Origin of the sequence: Streptomyces sp. WM6386 (genome assembly GCF_000972385.1) — a bacterium.
Taxonomy (GTDB): domain Bacteria; phylum Actinomycetota; class Actinomycetes; order Streptomycetales; family Streptomycetaceae; genus Streptomyces.
In genome coordinates this window covers 1-16,736 of the sequence record NZ_JXTE01000120.1, presented here as the reverse complement: position 1 = coordinate 16,736, position 16,736 = coordinate 1, and the positions used below count along the sequence as shown (strand labels likewise).

The following is a 16,736-nucleotide window of genomic DNA, read 5'->3' as shown; positions in this document are numbered from 1 at the left end:
GCGTGGAGGCCGGGCTCGGCTCCTCGGTGACATCCACCCCGAAGTCCCGTGCCAGGCCCGCCAGGCCGTCGGCGTACCCCTGTCCCAGCGCGCGCAGCTTCCAGCCGGTGCCGCGCCGGTAGATCTCCCCGAGCAGCAGCACCGTCTCCTGGCGGGGGCGTGGCGGGGCGAACCGGGCGAGTGCCCGGCCGCCCGGGCCGGTGAGGTGGAGAGTGGGGGCGGGCAGGCGGCCCAGGGGAGTGCCGGGGTCGGCGGGGGTGACGGCGACCGTGATCCGCGTGGCGCCGGCGCGCAGTCGCGCCGGGTCGAGCGTCAGGGTGTCGCCGGAGAGCCGGGCTCCCGGGGCGGCGGGCTGGTTGTAGAACACGAAGTCGCCGTCGCCCCGGACCCTGCCGCTGTCGTCGGTGATGAGCGCGGACACATCGAAGGGACCGGGCACCCGGACGGTCACGGCACCGCCTGGGAGGGGCAGGTTGCCCCCGGGGACCAACTCGGTCATCGCGCCGTCCTGGTGTCGTCGTACGGAACCCGGTGGGGGGTGTCCGAAGAACGTGCGCCCGGTCAGCGGGGTTCCCGCCCGGTCAGTCCAGCGGGACGCCGGGGGCCATGTCCTCGTGCCGCTCGACGTGCGCCGACCCTCGGACCGTCGCCGCCCGCTTGCCGCAGAAGGCCGACTCCAGGGTGCCCATCATCGTGTTGAGCACCGTCCCGTTGTTGGAGGTGTTGGCGAGCGCGCTGAGGCTTCGCTTGCCGTCCTTCGACGTGAACGCGTACGTGTAGTAGCCCTGGACGGCGCCCGTGTGGCCGTACACCGACGTCCCGCAGGACAGGGTGCGGCGGCGCAGGCCGAGGCCGTACGACGTGTTGCTGTTGACCTTCCACCACCGCTGCATCTGCTCCAGGCTCTTGGCGGAGGTCAGCTTCCCGCCGAGCAGCGCCGACAGGAAGGTGTTGAGGTCCCCGGCGGTGGAGATGAGCGCGCCCGCGCTCTGTGCCCAGGACGTCGTCTGCCGGGTCGCGTCGATCGGCGCCGCACCGACCGTGTCCGACGTCATGTAGCCGCGGGTGTGTCGGCCGGGGATCTTCGTGGCGGGGTGCACGTACAGCGTGTCGCGCAGTTGGAGCGGCTCGATGATGCGGCTCTGGTAGGCGGTCCCCACGGAGTGGCCGGTCAGCTTCTCGATGAGCATGCCGGCGACCACGAAGTTGGTGTTGGAGTACGCGTAGGCGGCGCCGGGGCTGTTGGTGCGGGCGTGTCGCAGTGAGCGGTTCACCAGCTGGCGGTAGGTGAAGACCTTGGTGCGGACGGCCTCGAAGCCCGGGACCGACCTCGCGAACATGTCGTTGGTGTAGTCGTACAGACCACTGCGATGGCTCAGGACGTGCCGCACGGTGATGCGGTCGTCGGGCAGCAGGCCCGGCAGATAGTGGTTGACCGAGGCGTCGAGCCTGAGCTTCTTCTCCTCGCGCAGTTGCAGCAGCACCACGGCGGAGAAGGTCTTGGTGACGCTGCCGATGCGGAACCGGTCGAGGGTGCTGATGGTCCGTCGGGTCTTGCGGTCGGCGAGGCCGGTGACCATCCGCTGAACGGTGCCTCCGTCGTCGATCCGCGCCATCGCGCCGGGCGCGCCCTGCCGCAGGGCGGTGCGCAGCACCTCGCGCAGCCCTGTGATGTCGGGCTGGGGCAGGGCCGCGGCGCTCGTCGGGGCCGTGTCGCTCTCGTCGGCCGTGGCGTGGGCCGGGACCGCGAGCAGCGACAGCAGGATCGCGCCCGAGACCGTCGCCCTGCGCAGCGTTGCTGATGTCATCCGAGTGTTCTCCCGTTTCTCCTCGATGCGAGATCGATCACACGCACGCCGGGCAACCTCCTCGCACCCCGTCACATCTCCACAGCCGACGCACAGTTGGTCACTCGTTGCTCACTGAGCGCTGCGGATTCGCAAAGTATCGCCATGAAGTGTTGGAAAAGCGACTATTCAGGCTTTACATGGACATGACTCATCCGTAAGGGTTTCGTCCGGGGGCCCGACCAGCCCCCATGGCGCGCAACCGCGCCATGACCCAGGGCGGTTGGTGATCCCGGCCGCCTTCGCACGAAGGAACCCTCAATAGTGCGTAGACCCCATATACGCAGCCTGGCCGTCGCCGTCGCGGTGACGACGGCCGCCACGGGGCTCGCGGGCACGGCCATCGCCGACCCGTCCACGGGGCAGCCGGGGAAGTCCCCGGCCGTCACCGCCACGTCCGTCGTCGATGCGGCCCGCGCCGCCGCGTTCGCCCACACCTCGGCCACCGGGGTCGCCCCGGGCGACGAACTCCGGGCCCAGGATGTGCTGATCGACCCGGAGGGCGCCCGGCACGTCCGGTTCGTCCGGGCCCATCGCGGCATGCCGGTCCTCGGCGGCGATCTCGTCGTCCACCTCACCGAGCAGCTGGCCTACACGGGCGTCACCCGCGCGGCCGACCATGCTGTCCAGCCCAGGGCCGCGCGCGCCCGGCTGACGGCCCAGCAGGCCCAGGAGCGTGCCGCCGCAGTCGCCAAGGGGGACGCCGGCCCGGCGGAACTCGTCCTCGACGCCCGTGACGGTGCCTCGGCCCTCGCCTACCAGGTGCGGGTCACCGGCAGTGCCACCGCCGAGGCGGGCGGCTCCCGCACGGTCGTCGTCGACGCCGTCACCGGCAAGGTGCGCAGCAACACGCCGGACAGCGACGAGTTCCTCTCGCCCCAGCTCATCGCCACCCTGCGCGAACGCGGCGAGAAGCTGGACCCGGCCACCGGCACCGCCCCGCAGACCGACGCCCTCGCGGCGACCGCCTCGGGCACCGGCAACTCCCTCTTCGCCGGCAAGGTCACGCTGACCACCACCAAGACGGCCGGCCGCAGCTACCTCCTCAAGGACCCCAACCGCTGGGGGACCGAGACCCGGGACGCGCAGGGCCGGGAACTGGAGAACTTCGCCCGCGGCAAGAAGTTCACCAGCACCACCAACAAGTGGGGCAACGGCACCGTCTCCAACCGTGCCAGCGCCGCCGTCGACGCCCAGTACGGCATCACCAAGACCCTGGACTTCTACAAGAAGACCTTCGGCCGCAAGGGCATCGCCAACAACTCCAAGGGCGCCAAGGCGATGGTCCACTTCGGCAACAAGGTGGCCAACGCGTTCTGGGACCCGGCCTGCGGCTGCATGCTGTACGGCGACGGTGACGGCGACATGTTCAAGAAGCCGCTCGTCGTCCTCGACGTCACCGGCCACGAGCTCACCCACGGAGTCGTGGACGCCACCGCCCGTCTGGAGCCCACCCGCGTGGACGCGGACGGCAACCAGTACGGCGAGGCGGGCTCCCTCAACGAGTCGCTGGCCGACATCTTCGGCTCCAACGTCGAGTTCAGCGCCAACAACCCGAAGAACCCGCCGAACTACCTGCTCGGCGAGAAGCTCGGCCTGGACCAGAAGTTCCTGCGCCGCCTCGACAAGCCCTCGCTCGACGTGCTCGAAGGCGCCATCGACTACTGGTCACCGGCCGTCTACGACGCCGAGGTCCACGCCGGCTCCGGCGTCTCGTCGCACGCGTACTACCTGCTCGCCGAGGGCAGCGGCCGCAAGAAGATCGGCAGCGTCACCTACGACTCGCCGACCGTCGACGGCCTGCCCGCGAAGGGCATCGGACGTACCAAGGCCACGGCGGTCTACTACCGCGCCCTGACCCGCTACATGGTCTCCACCACCGACTTCCACGACGCCCGCACGGCGACCCTGAAGGCGGCGAAGGACCTCTACGGGGCGGGCAGCACCGAGTACAAGGCGGTGAACCGGTCCTGGGCCGCCGTCAACGTGACCGCGGCCAACACCCCGGCCGCCCGGCACTGACGGCACGGCACACCGCACTGTCAGACCCACTGTCTCTCCACCTCGTCGGACACACCGAACCCGGCGTCGCAGGAGGGGCAGTGGGCCCTGCCGAAGACATACGTCAGGGCGAGCGCGACCTCGTCCCGGCCCGCGTCCACCGCCTCCCGGTACAGACGTGCGGCGATCCCCTCGAACCGCTCCGGGGCCGCGGGCACGAGCCGCGCCCGGCCCTCCTCGTCCTCCGCGCCCGGGCCGGTCACGTAGTCGCCCGCCACGGAGAAGTGGCCGTACGAACCGAAGGCGACGAAGAGTCCGTCCTCGCACGCGGGGCACTCCAGCTCGTACTCCTCGTTGAGCACCCCCTCCAGCGCCGAGGCCCACACTCCGGCGTCCTCCAGGGCCAGGACGGCCATCTGGAGATAGACGAAGTCGCCCGTCTCCAGATCCCCGGCGGCGAACAGTCCGCGTGCGACGCCGAGCAGTTCCTCGATCTCGCGGGCACAGCGCTCGCGGCGGGCGGAGTCCGGGTCCGTCGTGATCAGCCCGGCCATCAGCACCGCCTGGAGCGGCTCGCCGGGCGCCCGGCCCAGCGCGATGTCCGCGAGGACCGGCATCGCCGCCCAGCTCGCCTCGTACACCGAGCCCTGATGGCACAGCGCGGACCACAGGTCGTTCCACACCTTGCCGTCGTCCGGGCCGCCGAGCTGCGCGAAGAGTCCCGGGATGTCGTCCGCGCTGCCGTAGGCGTGGGTCAGCTCGGCCCAATTGATCGTCGTCATGGGGCGATTGTGCCGCCCGGCACTGACAGCCCGGTCACAGACGAATCCTGCTTCTTTTATTGACGACGGAAAAGAACCCCTCTAGGTTCCCGGCCATGCGCCCGATCTCCCGCGCCGAGACCTTCCCCGTGAACACCCCCGCCGCCTCGCAGGTGTTCACCACCGTCCTGTCCCAAGGCCCGCTCGCCCGGCTGGAGGTGGCCCGTCGGGTGGGTCTGTCCGCGGCCGCCGTCACCAAGGCGGTCCGTCCCCTCATCGAGGCCGGCTACCTGGTGGAGGGCGCGGACGACGAGGCCCGCCCCGCACTCGGACGGCCCGCGAGCCTGGTGCGGGTCGACGGCGGGCGTGCCCTGTTCATCGGCGTCAAGGTGACCGGCGACGAGATCATCGGCGTCCTCACCGACCTGTGCTGCCGCATCCGCGTCGCCCGCCATGTGCCGCTGCCCGACCGTGCGGCCAAGGCGGTGCTGGCGTCCATCGCGGACCTGGTCCAGGACCTGCTGACCGAGGCGGACGGCGTCCCGGTACTGGGCCTCGGCGTCGCCGTCTCCGGAGACGTGGACCGGGCCGAGGGCACCGTCCGCTACTCGCCGTTCCTCGACTGGCGCGACGTACCCCTCGCCGAACTCGCCGCCCTGACCACCGGGTTGCCGGTCACCGTCGACAACGACGTGCGCGCCCTGACCGTCGCCGAGCAGTGGTTCGGCGCCGGCGCGGGCCTTTCCGACTTCGCCGTGGTGACCGTCGGCGCGGGCATCGGCTGCGGCCTCGTCGTGCACGGCCGGGTGGTCGCCGGGGCCCACGGCGTGGCCGGTGAGATCGGCCATGTGACCGTCGATCCGAACGGCCCGCTGTGCCACTGCGGCAACCGCGGTTGCGTGGAGGCGATCGCGGGAGAGGCCGCGATCGTCCGCCGGATCCGGGAGATCACCGGCGTCGAACTCGCCGACGCGGCCGAGGCGTTGACCCTGGCCCGCCGAGGCGTCGCCGGAGCCCGCGAGGTGTACGCGCGGGCCGGCGAGGCGATCGGCCGCGGCATCGCCACCGTCGCCAACCTCCTCGGCCCCGAACGCGTGATCATCTCCGGCGAGGGGCTCGCCGCCTACGACCTGTTCGCCGAACAGATCCGCGACGCGTTCGTCGCGGCCGCCTTCGGCTCCGCCGCACAGTGCGACGTCCGGACCCGCCCGCTGCCCTTCGAGGAGTGGGCCCGCGGGGCCGCCGCCACCGCGATCCAGTCATTCGTCCGAGCCGACATATAACTCCCACGACCCAGGAGGTACGGCCCATGCGGTCATCCTCGTACTCCGTCATGCCCGCACGCACCCTCAGAGCCCTCGTGGTCCTGGCCCTCGCCGCCGGTGCCGTCACCGTCGCACCGACGGCCGGCGCCGAGACCGCCGCTCCGGCCCTCGCCGCCAAGCCCTACATGGGCTGGTCCAGCTGGAGCATGCAGTCGTCCAAGTACCCCGGTCTCAACCCGGACGGCGACTACAGCTACCTCACCGAGGCCAACGTCCTCAAGCAGAGCGACGCGATGGCCGCCAAGCTCAAGAAGTTCGGCTACGAGTACGTCAACATCGACGCCGGCTGGTGGATGGACAAGACCTGGAAATCCGGGTTCGACCAGTACGGGCGCCAGAAGGCCGACCCGGTCCGCTTCCCCAGCGGTATGAAGGCCGTCGCCGACCGCATCCACGCCAAGGGCCTCAAGGCCGGTATCTACCTGCCGGCCGGCCTGGAGAAGGGGGCCTACGGCGAGGGAAGGACGCCGGTCTGGAACGCCGGCGGCTGCACCACCGCCGACATCGTCCACGGCGACCTGCGCACCACCAACGGCTGGGACAGCTCCTACAAACTCGACTTCTCCCGCCCCTGCACCGCGAAGTACATCGACTCCCAGGCCCGGTTGATCGCCGACTGGGGCTACGACTTCCTCAAACTCGACGGCGTGGGCCCCGGCTCCGGCAAGAGCGGCGACCAGTACGACAACGTTGCCGACGTGGCCGCGTGGCACAAGGCGATCGCCGCCACCGGCCGCCCGATCCACCTCGAACTCTCCTGGTCCCTCGACATCGGCCACGCCGAGGACTGGAAGAAGTACTCCCAGGGCTGGCGCCTCGACACCGACGTCGAGTGCTATTGCAACACCCTCGTCAGCTGGGAGAACTCCGTCGACGACCGCTGGGACGACACCCCCGCCTGGACCCGGCACGCCGGTCCTGGCGGCTGGAACGACCTCGACTCCCTCGACGTCGGCAACGGCGAGATGGACGGTCTCACCAAGGCGGAACGGCAGAGCTACGCCACCCTGTGGGCCATCGCCAAGTCGCCCCTCTACACCGGCGACGACCTCACCCGCCTCGACTCCTACGGCCTGTCCCTGCTGACCAACCGCGAGGTCATCGCCCTCAACCAGGGCGCCGCCCCGCCCGCGCACCCGGTCACTCCGTCCGACCCCCAGCAGGTGTGGGCCGCGAAGAACCCCGACGGCACCTACACCGTCGCCCTGTTCAACCTCGCCGACGCCCCCGCCGCCGTGACGGCCGACTGGACGACCCTCGGTCTCACCGGAAAGGCGACGGTCCGGGACCTCTGGAACCACGAGAACCTCGGCACCTACAAGAACAGGATCACCCAGGCCCTGCCGGCCCACGGCTCCCGCCTGTTCACCGTCACCCCGCGCGGAGACCAGCTCACCTGGACGGGCATCGAGGCCGAGTCCGCCACGAACACCCTCGGCGGCAACGCCTCCGTCGCCGACTGCTCCGCCTGCTCCGACGGAAAGAAGGTCGGCAACTTGTACCTCGGTGGCAAGCTCACCTTCAACGACGTCGTCGTCGCCCGGGCGGGCACCTACCAGATCAAGGTCTCGTACATCAGCGGCGACGCCCGCTCGGTGGACGTCTCGGCGAACGGCGGCGGCGCCACCCGCCACAAGCTCCCCGCCACCGGCGACTGGGGGACTGTGTCCAGCGTGTACGTGCCCGTGACGCTCAAGGCCGGCGCCAACACGATCACGTTCGACAGCGGTACCGGCTACGCACCGGACATCGACCGGATCGACATCCCGAAGTCCTGACCGAGCCTCCAGGAGCCGCCATGACCCCCGCCCCCTCCAGACGCGGCGTCCTCGCGCTGACCGCCGCGCTCGCCGCCCTGCCTCCGTTCACGGCGACCGCGGCACCGCGGAGACCCGCCGACTCGCCCGCCCTCGACGCCGACGCCCGCCACCGGCTCCGGTGGCAGGCCCCCGCCGACGAGCACTCGATGATCGAACAGGGTCTGCCCATCGGCAACGGCCGTCTCGGCGCCCTCGCGAGCAACGACCCCGGCCGCGAACTCCTTCTCGTCACCGACGCCACGATGTGGACCGGCGGCCTCAACGACACGCTCGACGCGGACGGCCAATTCCCGTACGGCCGGGAGGACTTCGGCTCCTTCACCCTGCTCGCCCGGCTCGCCGTCGACATCCCCGACCACGACCTGTCCGCCGTCTCCGGCTACCGCCGCACCCTCGACCTCGCCCGAGGCGTGATCACCACGTCGTACGTCCGCTCCGGAGTGACGTACCGGCGGCAGATCTTCGCCAGCCGGCCCGACGACGTGATCGTCCTGCACTTCTCCCAGAGCGGAGGCGGCCGGTACTCCGGCGCGGTGGCGCTGGAGGGGACGCACAGCGAGGGGAGCTCGGTGTCCTTCGGGGCCGCCTTCGCCAACGGCCTGCGCTACGGTGCCGCCGTGACGGCGTACGGCACCGGTGGCACGGTCACCGTCGGCGGCTCGGGCATCTCCTTCGCCCGCTGCAAGGACCTCACCGTGGTGCTCAGCGGTGGCACCAACTACGCACCCGACGCCGCCACCCACTACCGGGACCCGTCCCTCCACCCCGAGCAGCTGGCCCGCACCAAGGTCCGGGCCGCCACCCGCCATACGGCGGACACCCTGCTGCGCACCCATGTCGCCGACCACCGTGCCCTGTTCGGGCAGCTCGACGTCGCCCTCGGCACATCATCCGAGGAGCAGCGCTCCCTCGACACCTGGGAACGGATCAGGGCGCGCGCCCGGGACGGCGTGCCCGATCCCGAACTGGAGGCCCAGTACCTGCAGTTCGGCCGGTATCTGATGATCGCTGGCTCACGCGCCGGCCTGCCCCTCAACCTCCAGGGGCTGTGGCTCGACGGCAACGACCCGGACTGGATGGGCGACTACCACACCGACATCAACCTCCAGATGAACTACTGGATGGCCGACCGGGCCGGACTGTCCGAGTGCTTCGACGCGTTCACCGACTACTGCGTCGACCAACTCCCGTCCTGGACCGAACTGACCCGGACCCGCTTCAACGACCCGCGCAACCGCTACCGCAACTCGACCGGAAAGATCGCCGGCTGGACCGTCGCCATCTCCACCAACATCCATGGCGGGATGGGCTGGTGGTGGCATCCGGCAGGCAACGCCTGGCTGTGCAACTCCCTCTGGGAGCACTACGAGTTCACCGCGCGCCGCTCCCATCTGGAGAAGATCTACCCGCTGCTCAAGGGCGCCTGCGAGTTCTGGGAGGCCCGACTGCTCACCATCACCCTCCCGGGCACCTCCGAGGAGGTGCTCGTCGCGGACAGCGACTGGTCGCCCGAGCACGGGCCGCTCGACGCCAAGGGCATCACCTACGCCCAGGAACTCGTCCGGACGCTCTTCGGCAACTACTGCGTCGCGGCCGCGGAGTTGAAGAAGGACACCGGCTTCGCCGACAGGGTCGCCGGCCTCCGTGAACGGCTGTATCTGCCGCAGGTCAGCCCGACCACGGGCTGGCTGGAGGAGTGGATGTCCCCCGACAACCTCGGCGAGACCACCCACCGGCACCTGTCCCCGCTCGTCGGCCTCTTCCCCGGCGACCGCATCCGACCCGACGGCTCCACTCCCGCCGCCCTCGTGGAAGGCGCCACCGCCCTGCTCACCGCGCGCGGAATGGAGAGCTTCGGCTGGGCGAACGCCTGGCGGAGCCTGTGCTGGGCCCGGCTCAAGAACGCGGACAACGCCTACCAACTGGTCGTCACCAACCTGCGTCCCTCGACCGACGGCAGCAACGGCACCGCCTTCAACCTCTTCGACATCTACGAGGTGGAACAGGGCCGGGGCATCTTCCAGATCGACGGCAACTTCGGCACCCCGGCCGCGATGATCGAGATGCTGCTGTACTCGCGCCCGGGCCACCTCGAACTCCTCCCGGCCCTCCCGGACGCGTGGGCCGCCTCCGGCTCCCTCACCGGGGCCGGTGCGCGCGGCGGTTTCGTCGTCGATCTACGGTGGAGGGATGGGAAACCGACCGAGGCACGCATCCGCAGCATCGGCGGCCGCACCACGACGGTCGCGTACGCCGGGACCTCCCGGACCGTGGCACTGAAGCCCGGTGCGTCCGTGACGCTCAAGGACCTCGACCGATGACGGGCCGCCCCGCCCGGGCCGGGCGGCTGCTGGTCGTCACGCTCATGGCAGCCGTCCTTCAGGCCGCACCGGCGCGAGCCGCCGCCCAGAGCCCGCCCGACGGCGTCGTCACCTGGGGCGCGAGCGCCGACCGCATCGGTGAGGCGGTCGCCGACCGCGGCTACCGCATGGTCGTGCACACCAGCGTCGCCGGCCGGGACCCGCGCATCCGGCTCTCCAACGCCTTCGGCGACCGACCGGTGACCTTCGACAGCGTCTACGCCGGCATCCGGAAGGAGGGCCCCGAACTCGTCCGCCGCACCAACCGCCGGCTCACCTTCGACGGTTCGACGTCCGTCACCGTCCCGCCCGGCGCCACGGCGTACAGCGACCCGCTACCAGGCAGCCTGCCCGCCGGTAGCGACCTGGTCGTCAGCGTCCACACGCCGGACGCGGCGGGCCCGCTCACCGGCCACTGGATGGCCATGCAGACGTCGTACGCCACCCAGGGCGACCACACCGCCGACGAGGGCGGCGCGCACTGGACCGAGACCATCGGGTCCTGGTTCTACCTGGACGCGGTGTCGGTGCGCGCCGACGCCGGTGCCGTGGTCGCGCTCGGTGACTCCATCACCGACGGCTGGCAGTCCACGACCGATGCCAACCGCCGCTGGCCCGACTACCTGGCCCGCCGGCTCCAGAAGTCGCGGAACGTGGTCAAGGGCGTGGCCGACGAGGGGATCTCCGGCAACATGGTGCTGGCGGACGGCGCCGGGCAGAGCGCCCTGAACCGGCTGGACCGGGACGTGCTCTCCCAGCCCGGCGTACGGACCGTGTTCCTCTTCGAGGGCGTCAACGACATCAAGGCCCACACCGGCGTCACCGCCCAGGACCTGATCGACGGCTACCGGGAGATCATCGACCGGGCGCACGCGGCCGGCACGTGCGTGGTCGGCGCCACCGTCGCGCCCTTCAAGGGCTGGTCGGAGTGGAACCCGGCCGCCGAGGCCGTACGCCAGGAGGTCAACGCGTTCATCAGGAACAGCGGCGAGTTCGACGCGGTCACCGACTTCGACCGGATCCTGCGCAGCCCCTACGACCAGGAGCGGATGCTCCCCGCCCTGGACGGCGGGGACCACATCCACCCCAACGACAAGGGGATGCAGGCCATGGCGGACGCCGTCGACCTGCGGAGCCTCGACTGCCCGGACCGTTGATCACTCCGGGGCGATCAGGCCTTCCCGATAGGCGACGGCCACCGCCTCGGTACGGCTCGCGGCGCCCAGCTTGGCCAGGATGTTGGAGACGTGCACACTCGCCGTCTTGCCGCTGATGAACAACTCCTCGCCGATCTGCCGGTTGCTGCGGCCCAGAGCGAGGAGGCGCAGCACGTCCTGCTCGCGGGCGGTCAGGGGCGAGGGACCGTCCGGGTTCTTCGGTGCCGCCGACAGCCGGCCCCGGCGTATCAGCGTGTCCGCCTCCTCCAGCAGGAGGGTGGCCCCGAGCCGTACGGCCGTCTCCCGCGCCGCACCGGCCTCGACGGCCGCCTCCTCACGGCGCTCGGCCACCAACAGCGCTTCGGCGTACCGGAGTTGGCAGCGGGCGTGCTCGTAGGTGTCGCCGAAGTCGAACGCGGCGACGGCCTTCTCCCAGGCCGCCGCGTCCGGCCCGGACACCGCCCGCACCCATTCCGCCTCGGCACGCGCCAGCCACGCCTGGCCCTCCGGCCCCTGCGGAGTGCCGTCCTCGCCGCGCACGGCCGTGTGGCGGGCCAGCTCCACCAGTTCGTCCGCCGTGGCCGCCCAGCGTCCGGCGCCTGCCTCGTCGCCGGTCAGCCGCAGCCCGGCAGTCGTGTCGGCGACCGCGGACAGCGCGAGGGCGGCGAGCCGGACCGCGACGTCCGGACGGGCGCCCGCGTCGTCCGTGAGGGCCTTGACCGACGAGCGCAGCTGCTCCACCGCGGCCTCGGCGTCCCCGCGCAGCGCCGCCGCTTCGGTCAGTGCGATGCTCGCGACGAGCGTGGCCATCCAGTCGAAGTGGCCCTGGAGCAGGGCGCGTGCCCGGTCGACGATAGAGCGCGGGCCCGGCTGCGTACCCGTCGATCGCGGGCAGCATCCGGGAGCCGTTCGCCGCCCGCAGGGCCTCGTCCCAGCGGCCCAGCGTGTAGAGCACCAGGAGCTGGAGATGGCGCATGGCCTGGGGATACAGCGAGGACAGCAGCCCGGCACGACGAGCCCGGTCGAGGCCCTCGGCCAGCCAGGGGAGAGACTCCTCCAGGTCGCCGGACTCGTAGCTGCCGATGGCGAGATTGAACAGCGCGCGCAGCTCCACGGACGCGTTGCCGGCATCGTGCGCCAACTCCCGCGCCCGGCTGATGATTTCGCGCCCCTCCGGGGTGCGCCGGCCTTTGCCTTCCAGGGAGGCGAGCGAGATGAGCAGATCGGCCCGGGCGTCCGCCGCCCCCAGTTGCTCGGCGACGCGCAGGGCCTCGCGTGCGACCCGCAACGCGATCTCGTTCTCGCCGACATGGCGGGCGGCCATGACATGGGTTGCCGCCGCCCACACCCAGGTCCGCGACGGGGGATCGGCCGGGATGAGGGCGAGCGCCTCGCTGCTGTACGCGAACGCCGAGGTCAGGTTGTCGACGCTGATCAGGTTCCCGGCGAGGGTGTAGCGGACCCGGGCGGCGAGTTCGGAGTCGGCGTCCTGGTCGATGCCCGCGAGGGCGGCCCGGGTGAGGGAGACCGCGCGGTGCGACTCCCCGGCGTGCGCGGCCGCGGCGGATGCCCGCAGCGTGAGCGTGATCCGGTCCTCGGAAGGGCGTACGGACGCCTCCACCGCCGACCACAGATCGAGGGCCGCCTCCAGATGCCGCAGCTCCTCGGCCGGCGCCCCGACCCGCTGGGCGTGATCGGCCGCCTCCAGCGACGCGGTCAGGGCCTCGGCCAGGTCATGACTCTCGCGGTAGTGGTGGGCCCGCTCCGCCGCGGACTCGGCCCGCTGGCCCTGCCCGGACAGCAACCGGGCGAACGCGCCGTGCAGCCGGGCCCGTTCACCCGGGAGCAGATCGGCGTAGACGGCCTCCCGGGCCAGTGCGTGCCGGAAGGAGTACGTGTCTCCGTCCCCGGGCACCAGGAGTTGTCGCCCCACGGCCTCCCGCAGCGCCGCCTCCAGCTCGTCCTCGGGAAGCCGGACGGCGTCCCGCAGCAGTGTGTGCTCGACACGGCGCCCGGCGACGGCGGCGGTACGCAGCACCTGCTGGGCGGTCTCCGAGAGCTGCTCGAAGCGGATGAGCAGAACGTCGGCCAGCCCGCTGGGCACCCCGCCCATCTCGGTGTCCGTGGCCGCGACCAGTTCCTCGGCGTAGAAGGCGTTGCCCTCGGCCCGCGCCACGATGCCCCGGACCGTGGCGTCCGGCAACGGCCGGTCCTGCAGCGCCTGCACGAGCCGTGTCACCTCGGCGTCGCCCAGCGGCCGCAGTTCCAGCCGCTCCACAGCGGGCAGCCGTACGAGCTCGGCGAGCAACGGCCGCAGCGGATGACGCCGATGCAGATCGTCGGCCCGGTACGACGCGAGGACCGCCAGCCGATGGGTGGGCGCTCCGCCCGCCGACCGTTGCAGGATGCCCCGGCTGAGCAGGAACCTCAGCAGGTCCCGCGAGGACTGGTCGGCCCAGTGGAGATCCTCCAGCACGAGCAACAGCGGTGCGACATCGGCCAGATCGGCCAGCAGCCCCGCCATGCCCTCGAACAGCTGCAACCGTCCGCCGTCGCCCTCGCCCCCCAGCAGCCGCCCGGCCACCGGATGCCCCGAGAGTACGGGAGCGTACCGCTCGTCGGAGGCGAGGATCCCCAGGATCTCGGTGAACGGCAGATAGGGCAGTCCGACGTCACCGAGGTCCACACAGTGCCCGGTGAGCACCGTCATCCCGGCACGGGCGGCCCGCTCGGAGGCTTCGCCGAGGAGCCGTGTCTTGCCGACTCCGGCGTCCCCGGCGATCAGTACGGCACGCGCTTCACCACCGCGGGCACGCGACAGCACACCGTCGAGCCGGGCGAGTTCGTCGGCACGGCCGATGAGCGGAGAGGAAAAGGAGGTCGGAGGCACGCATACATCCTGTCACCAAAGCACAGAAGCCCCCGAGCCGATCAGGCACGCAAGGTCTTCGCCCAGTCCGCCGGAACCCGTCCCTGCGGACCCGGCGCGGGCTGATCCGCCGGATGACTGTCCGGTGCCGCGAGCGAGGGACCGGACTCGAACATCTCCTTGGTCGAGAAGTTCCAGTACCACTCCTCACCCGGCTCGAAGCTCTGCACCAACGGATGCCCGGTCTCCTGGAAATGTGCCGTGGCGTGCCTGGCGGGCGAGGAGTCGCAGCACCCCACGTGCCCGCACTGCGCACACCGCCGCAGATGGAACCACCACCCGCCCGCGGCATCGCACTCGACGCACCCGTTCCCGCTCGCCGGCACGTCGACGTCGAGTCCCTGGATCTCGGTCATTCCAACTCCTCGCTCGTGTCACTGTCCGCGGCGGTGAGCGGAAGCAGCACCTGGAACCGCGTGTCGCCCGGCCGGGACTCCACCTGAAGCGTCCCGTGATGCTTGTTCACCACGATCCGCCACGAGATGTCGAGACCGAGCCCCGTCCCCTCGCCCACCGGCTTCGTGGTGAAGAACGGATCGAAGATCCGGCTGCGGATCTCCTTCGGCACCCCCGGCCCCGTGTCCCGGAACTCCACCAGCAGCCGCTCATGATCGAGCGCCGTCCGCACGGTCAAGGTGCCTTCCCCGCCCGCACTGTTGATCGCGGCGACCGCGTTGTCGATCACATTGGTCCACACCTGGTTGAGTTCCGCCGGGTACGCGGGGATCTTCGGGAGCGTCCGGTCGTACTCCTTGACGACCTTGATCCGCTGTCCGATCTTGCCGGACAGCATCAGCAGGGTGCTGTCCAGGAGTTCGTGCACATCGGCGTTCTGGAACGGCGCCCGGTCGAGCTGCGAGTACTGCTTGGCGGCGTCGACGAGGTGGGAGATGCGGTTGGTGGAGTCGTTGATCTCGTCCATCAACAGCTCGGTCTCGACGGTGTAGTTGAGCCAGCCGATCGCGTTGGGCAGGAGTTGCTCGTCCACGGCCGCGGCGACCTGGTCCAGCCAGTCCACGTCGAGACCGGCCTGTACGAAGGTGGGGGCGAGCCGCCAGCCGTTCTGGATGCCGTGGTCGTCCAGCCAGTCGGTGACCGTGTCCTCGCGGTCCGAGGCCTCCAGCGGGCTCAACGTCGGTGCCTTGGCGACGCGTTCGGCCGTGCGGTCCTGGATGTCGATGAGGTTCGCCATGACCTCGGGGGCGTAGTTGCCCTGGGCGATGACGGCGAGCTTGTGCCGCATCTTGCCCACGCGCTCGCGCAGGGTCGCGGTGGCCCGTACGGCGGCGGCCGCCGGGTTGTTGAGCTCGTGGGTGAGACCGGCGGACAACGAGCCGAGCGCCAGCAGCCGTTCCCGCTGGCCGATGGCCCGCTGGGTGCTCTTCGATCCGAAGAAGAGCCCCTCCAACAGGTGGACCGCCAGCGGGTACCACTCCTGCATGAAGTCCGAGAACTTCAGACTCGGCAGTACGAAGAACCGCGTGGGCTCGGTGACCCGCATGGAGTTGTTGTAGACCTGCGGTACCCGGTCGCCCAGATACGCCTGCATCGACCCCGCGTAGACGCCCTGTTGGGAGGTGCGGGTGACCTCGACGTCGTCGCCGCCGACCCGGCGCGAGAGCACGACCGTGCCCTCGATCATCACGTAGAAGCAGGTGGCGGGCTCGCCCTCGGTGTAGACGGGGCCGGGTTCGAACCTCTCCACTCGCCCCGCGCTGCACAACTGCCCCAACTGCTCCGGGGGCAGCTTCTCGAACAGGAACAGCGACCCGATCTCCTCGGGGCTGCACGGAATCAACTGCCCGCTCATGACTGCTCCAGATACCGGTGGACGAGCATCACGGCCATGGCTCCCTCTCCGACGGCGGACGCGACCCGCTTGGCGGACTCGGCGCGCGCGTCGCCCGCCACGAACACGCCGGGGACGTTGGTCTCCAGGTGGTACGGCGGCCGGTCCAGCTCCCAGTCCGCCGGCGGCCGCCCGTCGGCGGTGAGGTCGGGCCCGGCCAGGATGAACCCGTGGTCGTCGCGCAGTACCGTGCCGTCCAGCCAGCCGGTCAGCGGGGCCGCGCCGATGAACACGAACATCCACTGCGTGTCGACGAGTTCGGTCTCCCCGGTGTCCACATCGCGCAGGGTGAGCTGCTCCAGATGGTCGGAGCCATGGGCGGACTCGACGACGGTCCGCGCCCGTACCGAGATGTTGGGAGCCTCGCCGATCTGCTGGATCAGGTAGTGCGACATCGACGCCGACAGGTCGGGGCCGCGCACCAGCAGAGTCACCGACTTGGCGCCCCGGGACAGGTACATCGCCGCCTGTCCCGCGGAGTTGGCGCCGCCCACGATGTAGATGTCCTGCCCCTGGCAGGAGGACGCCTCGGTCAGCGCCGAGCCGTAGTACACCCCGCATCCGGTCAGGTCGGTGCAGCCCGGCGCCTCCAGCTGCCGGTACGACACACCGGTCGCCAGGATCACGCTGTGCGCGGCGACCGCGGAGCCGTCCGAGAACCGCACGGTCCGGGCCGCCCCGTTCACC

At 71.0% G+C, this 16,736-nt stretch carries 11 protein-coding genes and 1 pseudogene; 5 read left to right on the top strand and 7 right to left on the bottom strand.

The genetic code is table 11. From position 1 onward, the window contains the following. Together TN53_RS39270 and TN53_RS39265 are read right to left on the bottom strand one after the other, a co-directional pair. A partial coding sequence (locus TN53_RS39270) for a TerD family protein (protein WP_046263636.1) occupies positions 1–499 on the bottom strand: 499 nt, incomplete at its 3' end. A gap of 82 nt (positions 500–581) precedes the next feature. Next, positions 582–1,808, bottom strand: a complete 1,227-nt coding sequence (locus tag TN53_RS39265; protein WP_046263635.1) for a serine hydrolase domain-containing protein — start codon at positions 1,806–1,808, stop codon at positions 582–584. A 303-nt stretch (positions 1,809–2,111) separates the two neighbouring features. Between TN53_RS39265 and TN53_RS39260 the strand changes: the two genes are divergently transcribed. Then, on the top strand, positions 2,112–3,869 hold the full coding sequence (locus TN53_RS39260; protein ID WP_046263634.1) for a M4 family metallopeptidase: 1,758 nt from the start codon (positions 2,112–2,114) through the stop codon (positions 3,867–3,869). 20 nt (positions 3,870–3,889) lie between these two features. Here TN53_RS39260 and TN53_RS44305 read toward each other — a convergent pair whose 3' ends face one another. Beyond that, a complete protein-coding gene (locus TN53_RS44305; protein WP_052745387.1) occupies positions 3,890–4,630 on the bottom strand; it encodes a hypothetical protein in 741 nt (246 codons plus the stop codon). 95 nt (positions 4,631–4,725) lie between these two features. Here TN53_RS44305 and TN53_RS39250 point away from each other — a divergent pair, with 95 nt between their 5' ends. From TN53_RS39250 to TN53_RS39235, 4 genes are read left to right on the top strand one after another with little or no spacing between them, the layout of a single operon-like run. Next, entirely contained in the window at positions 4,726–5,892 is a 1,167-nt protein-coding gene (locus TN53_RS39250; protein WP_046263633.1) for an ROK family transcriptional regulator, read from the top strand. A gap of 26 nt (positions 5,893–5,918) precedes the next feature. Then, entirely contained in the window at positions 5,919–7,712 is a 1,794-nt protein-coding gene (locus tag TN53_RS39245) for an alpha-galactosidase D (RefSeq protein ID WP_046263632.1), read from the top strand. Positions 7,713–7,732: 20 nt separating this feature from the next. Then, entirely contained in the window at positions 7,733–10,075 is a 2,343-nt protein-coding gene (locus TN53_RS39240) for a glycosyl hydrolase family 95 catalytic domain-containing protein (protein ID WP_046263631.1), read from the top strand. Further along, entirely contained in the window at positions 10,072–11,271 is a 1,200-nt protein-coding gene (locus TN53_RS39235; protein ID WP_046263630.1) for an SGNH/GDSL hydrolase family protein, read from the top strand. Before TN53_RS39240 ends, TN53_RS39235 begins: the two co-directional genes overlap by 4 nt. On the opposite strand, the pseudogene TN53_RS39230 reads toward TN53_RS39235, so the two are convergent. The 4 genes and pseudogenes from TN53_RS39230 to TN53_RS39215 all read right to left on the bottom strand — a co-directional run. Then, positions 11,272–14,161: pseudogene (locus TN53_RS39230) on the bottom strand (helix-turn-helix transcriptional regulator). It abuts the gene before it with no gap. A 41-nt stretch (positions 14,162–14,202) separates the two neighbouring features. Further along, positions 14,203–14,556, bottom strand: coding sequence for a UBP-type zinc finger domain-containing protein (locus tag TN53_RS39225; protein ID WP_046263629.1), 354 nt, complete (start codon positions 14,554–14,556; stop codon positions 14,203–14,205). Then, a complete protein-coding gene (locus TN53_RS39220; protein WP_046263628.1) occupies positions 14,553–16,010 on the bottom strand; it encodes an ATP-binding protein in 1,458 nt (485 codons plus the stop codon). Before TN53_RS39220 ends, TN53_RS39225 begins: the two co-directional genes overlap by 4 nt. Next, the coding region (locus TN53_RS39215) for an NAD(P)/FAD-dependent oxidoreductase (protein WP_046263627.1) at positions 16,007–16,736 on the bottom strand (730 nt) is incomplete at its 5' end. The genes TN53_RS39215 and TN53_RS39220, both read right to left, overlap by 4 nt.

Bases quoted from the DNA above. Each gene is read 5' to 3' on its own strand.
- TN53_RS39265 (WP_046263635.1), bottom strand. From the start codon at position 1,808: ATGACATCAGCAACGCTGCGCAGGGCGACGGTCTCGGGCGCGATCCTG.
- TN53_RS44305 (WP_052745387.1), bottom strand. From the start codon at position 4,630: ATGACGACGATCAATTGGGCCGAGCTGACCCACGCCTACGGCAGCGCG.
- TN53_RS39250 (WP_046263633.1), top strand. From the start codon at position 4,726: ATGCGCCCGATCTCCCGCGCCGAGACCTTCCCCGTGAACACCCCCGCC.
- TN53_RS39245 (WP_046263632.1), top strand. From the start codon at position 5,919: ATGCGGTCATCCTCGTACTCCGTCATGCCCGCACGCACCCTCAGAGCC.
- TN53_RS39240 (WP_046263631.1), top strand. From the start codon at position 7,733: ATGACCCCCGCCCCCTCCAGACGCGGCGTCCTCGCGCTGACCGCCGCG.
- TN53_RS39235 (WP_046263630.1), top strand. From the start codon at position 10,072: ATGACGGGCCGCCCCGCCCGGGCCGGGCGGCTGCTGGTCGTCACGCTC.
- TN53_RS39225 (WP_046263629.1), bottom strand. From the start codon at position 14,556: ATGACCGAGATCCAGGGACTCGACGTCGACGTGCCGGCGAGCGGGAAC.
- TN53_RS39220 (WP_046263628.1), bottom strand. From the start codon at position 16,010: ATGAGCGGGCAGTTGATTCCGTGCAGCCCCGAGGAGATCGGGTCGCTG.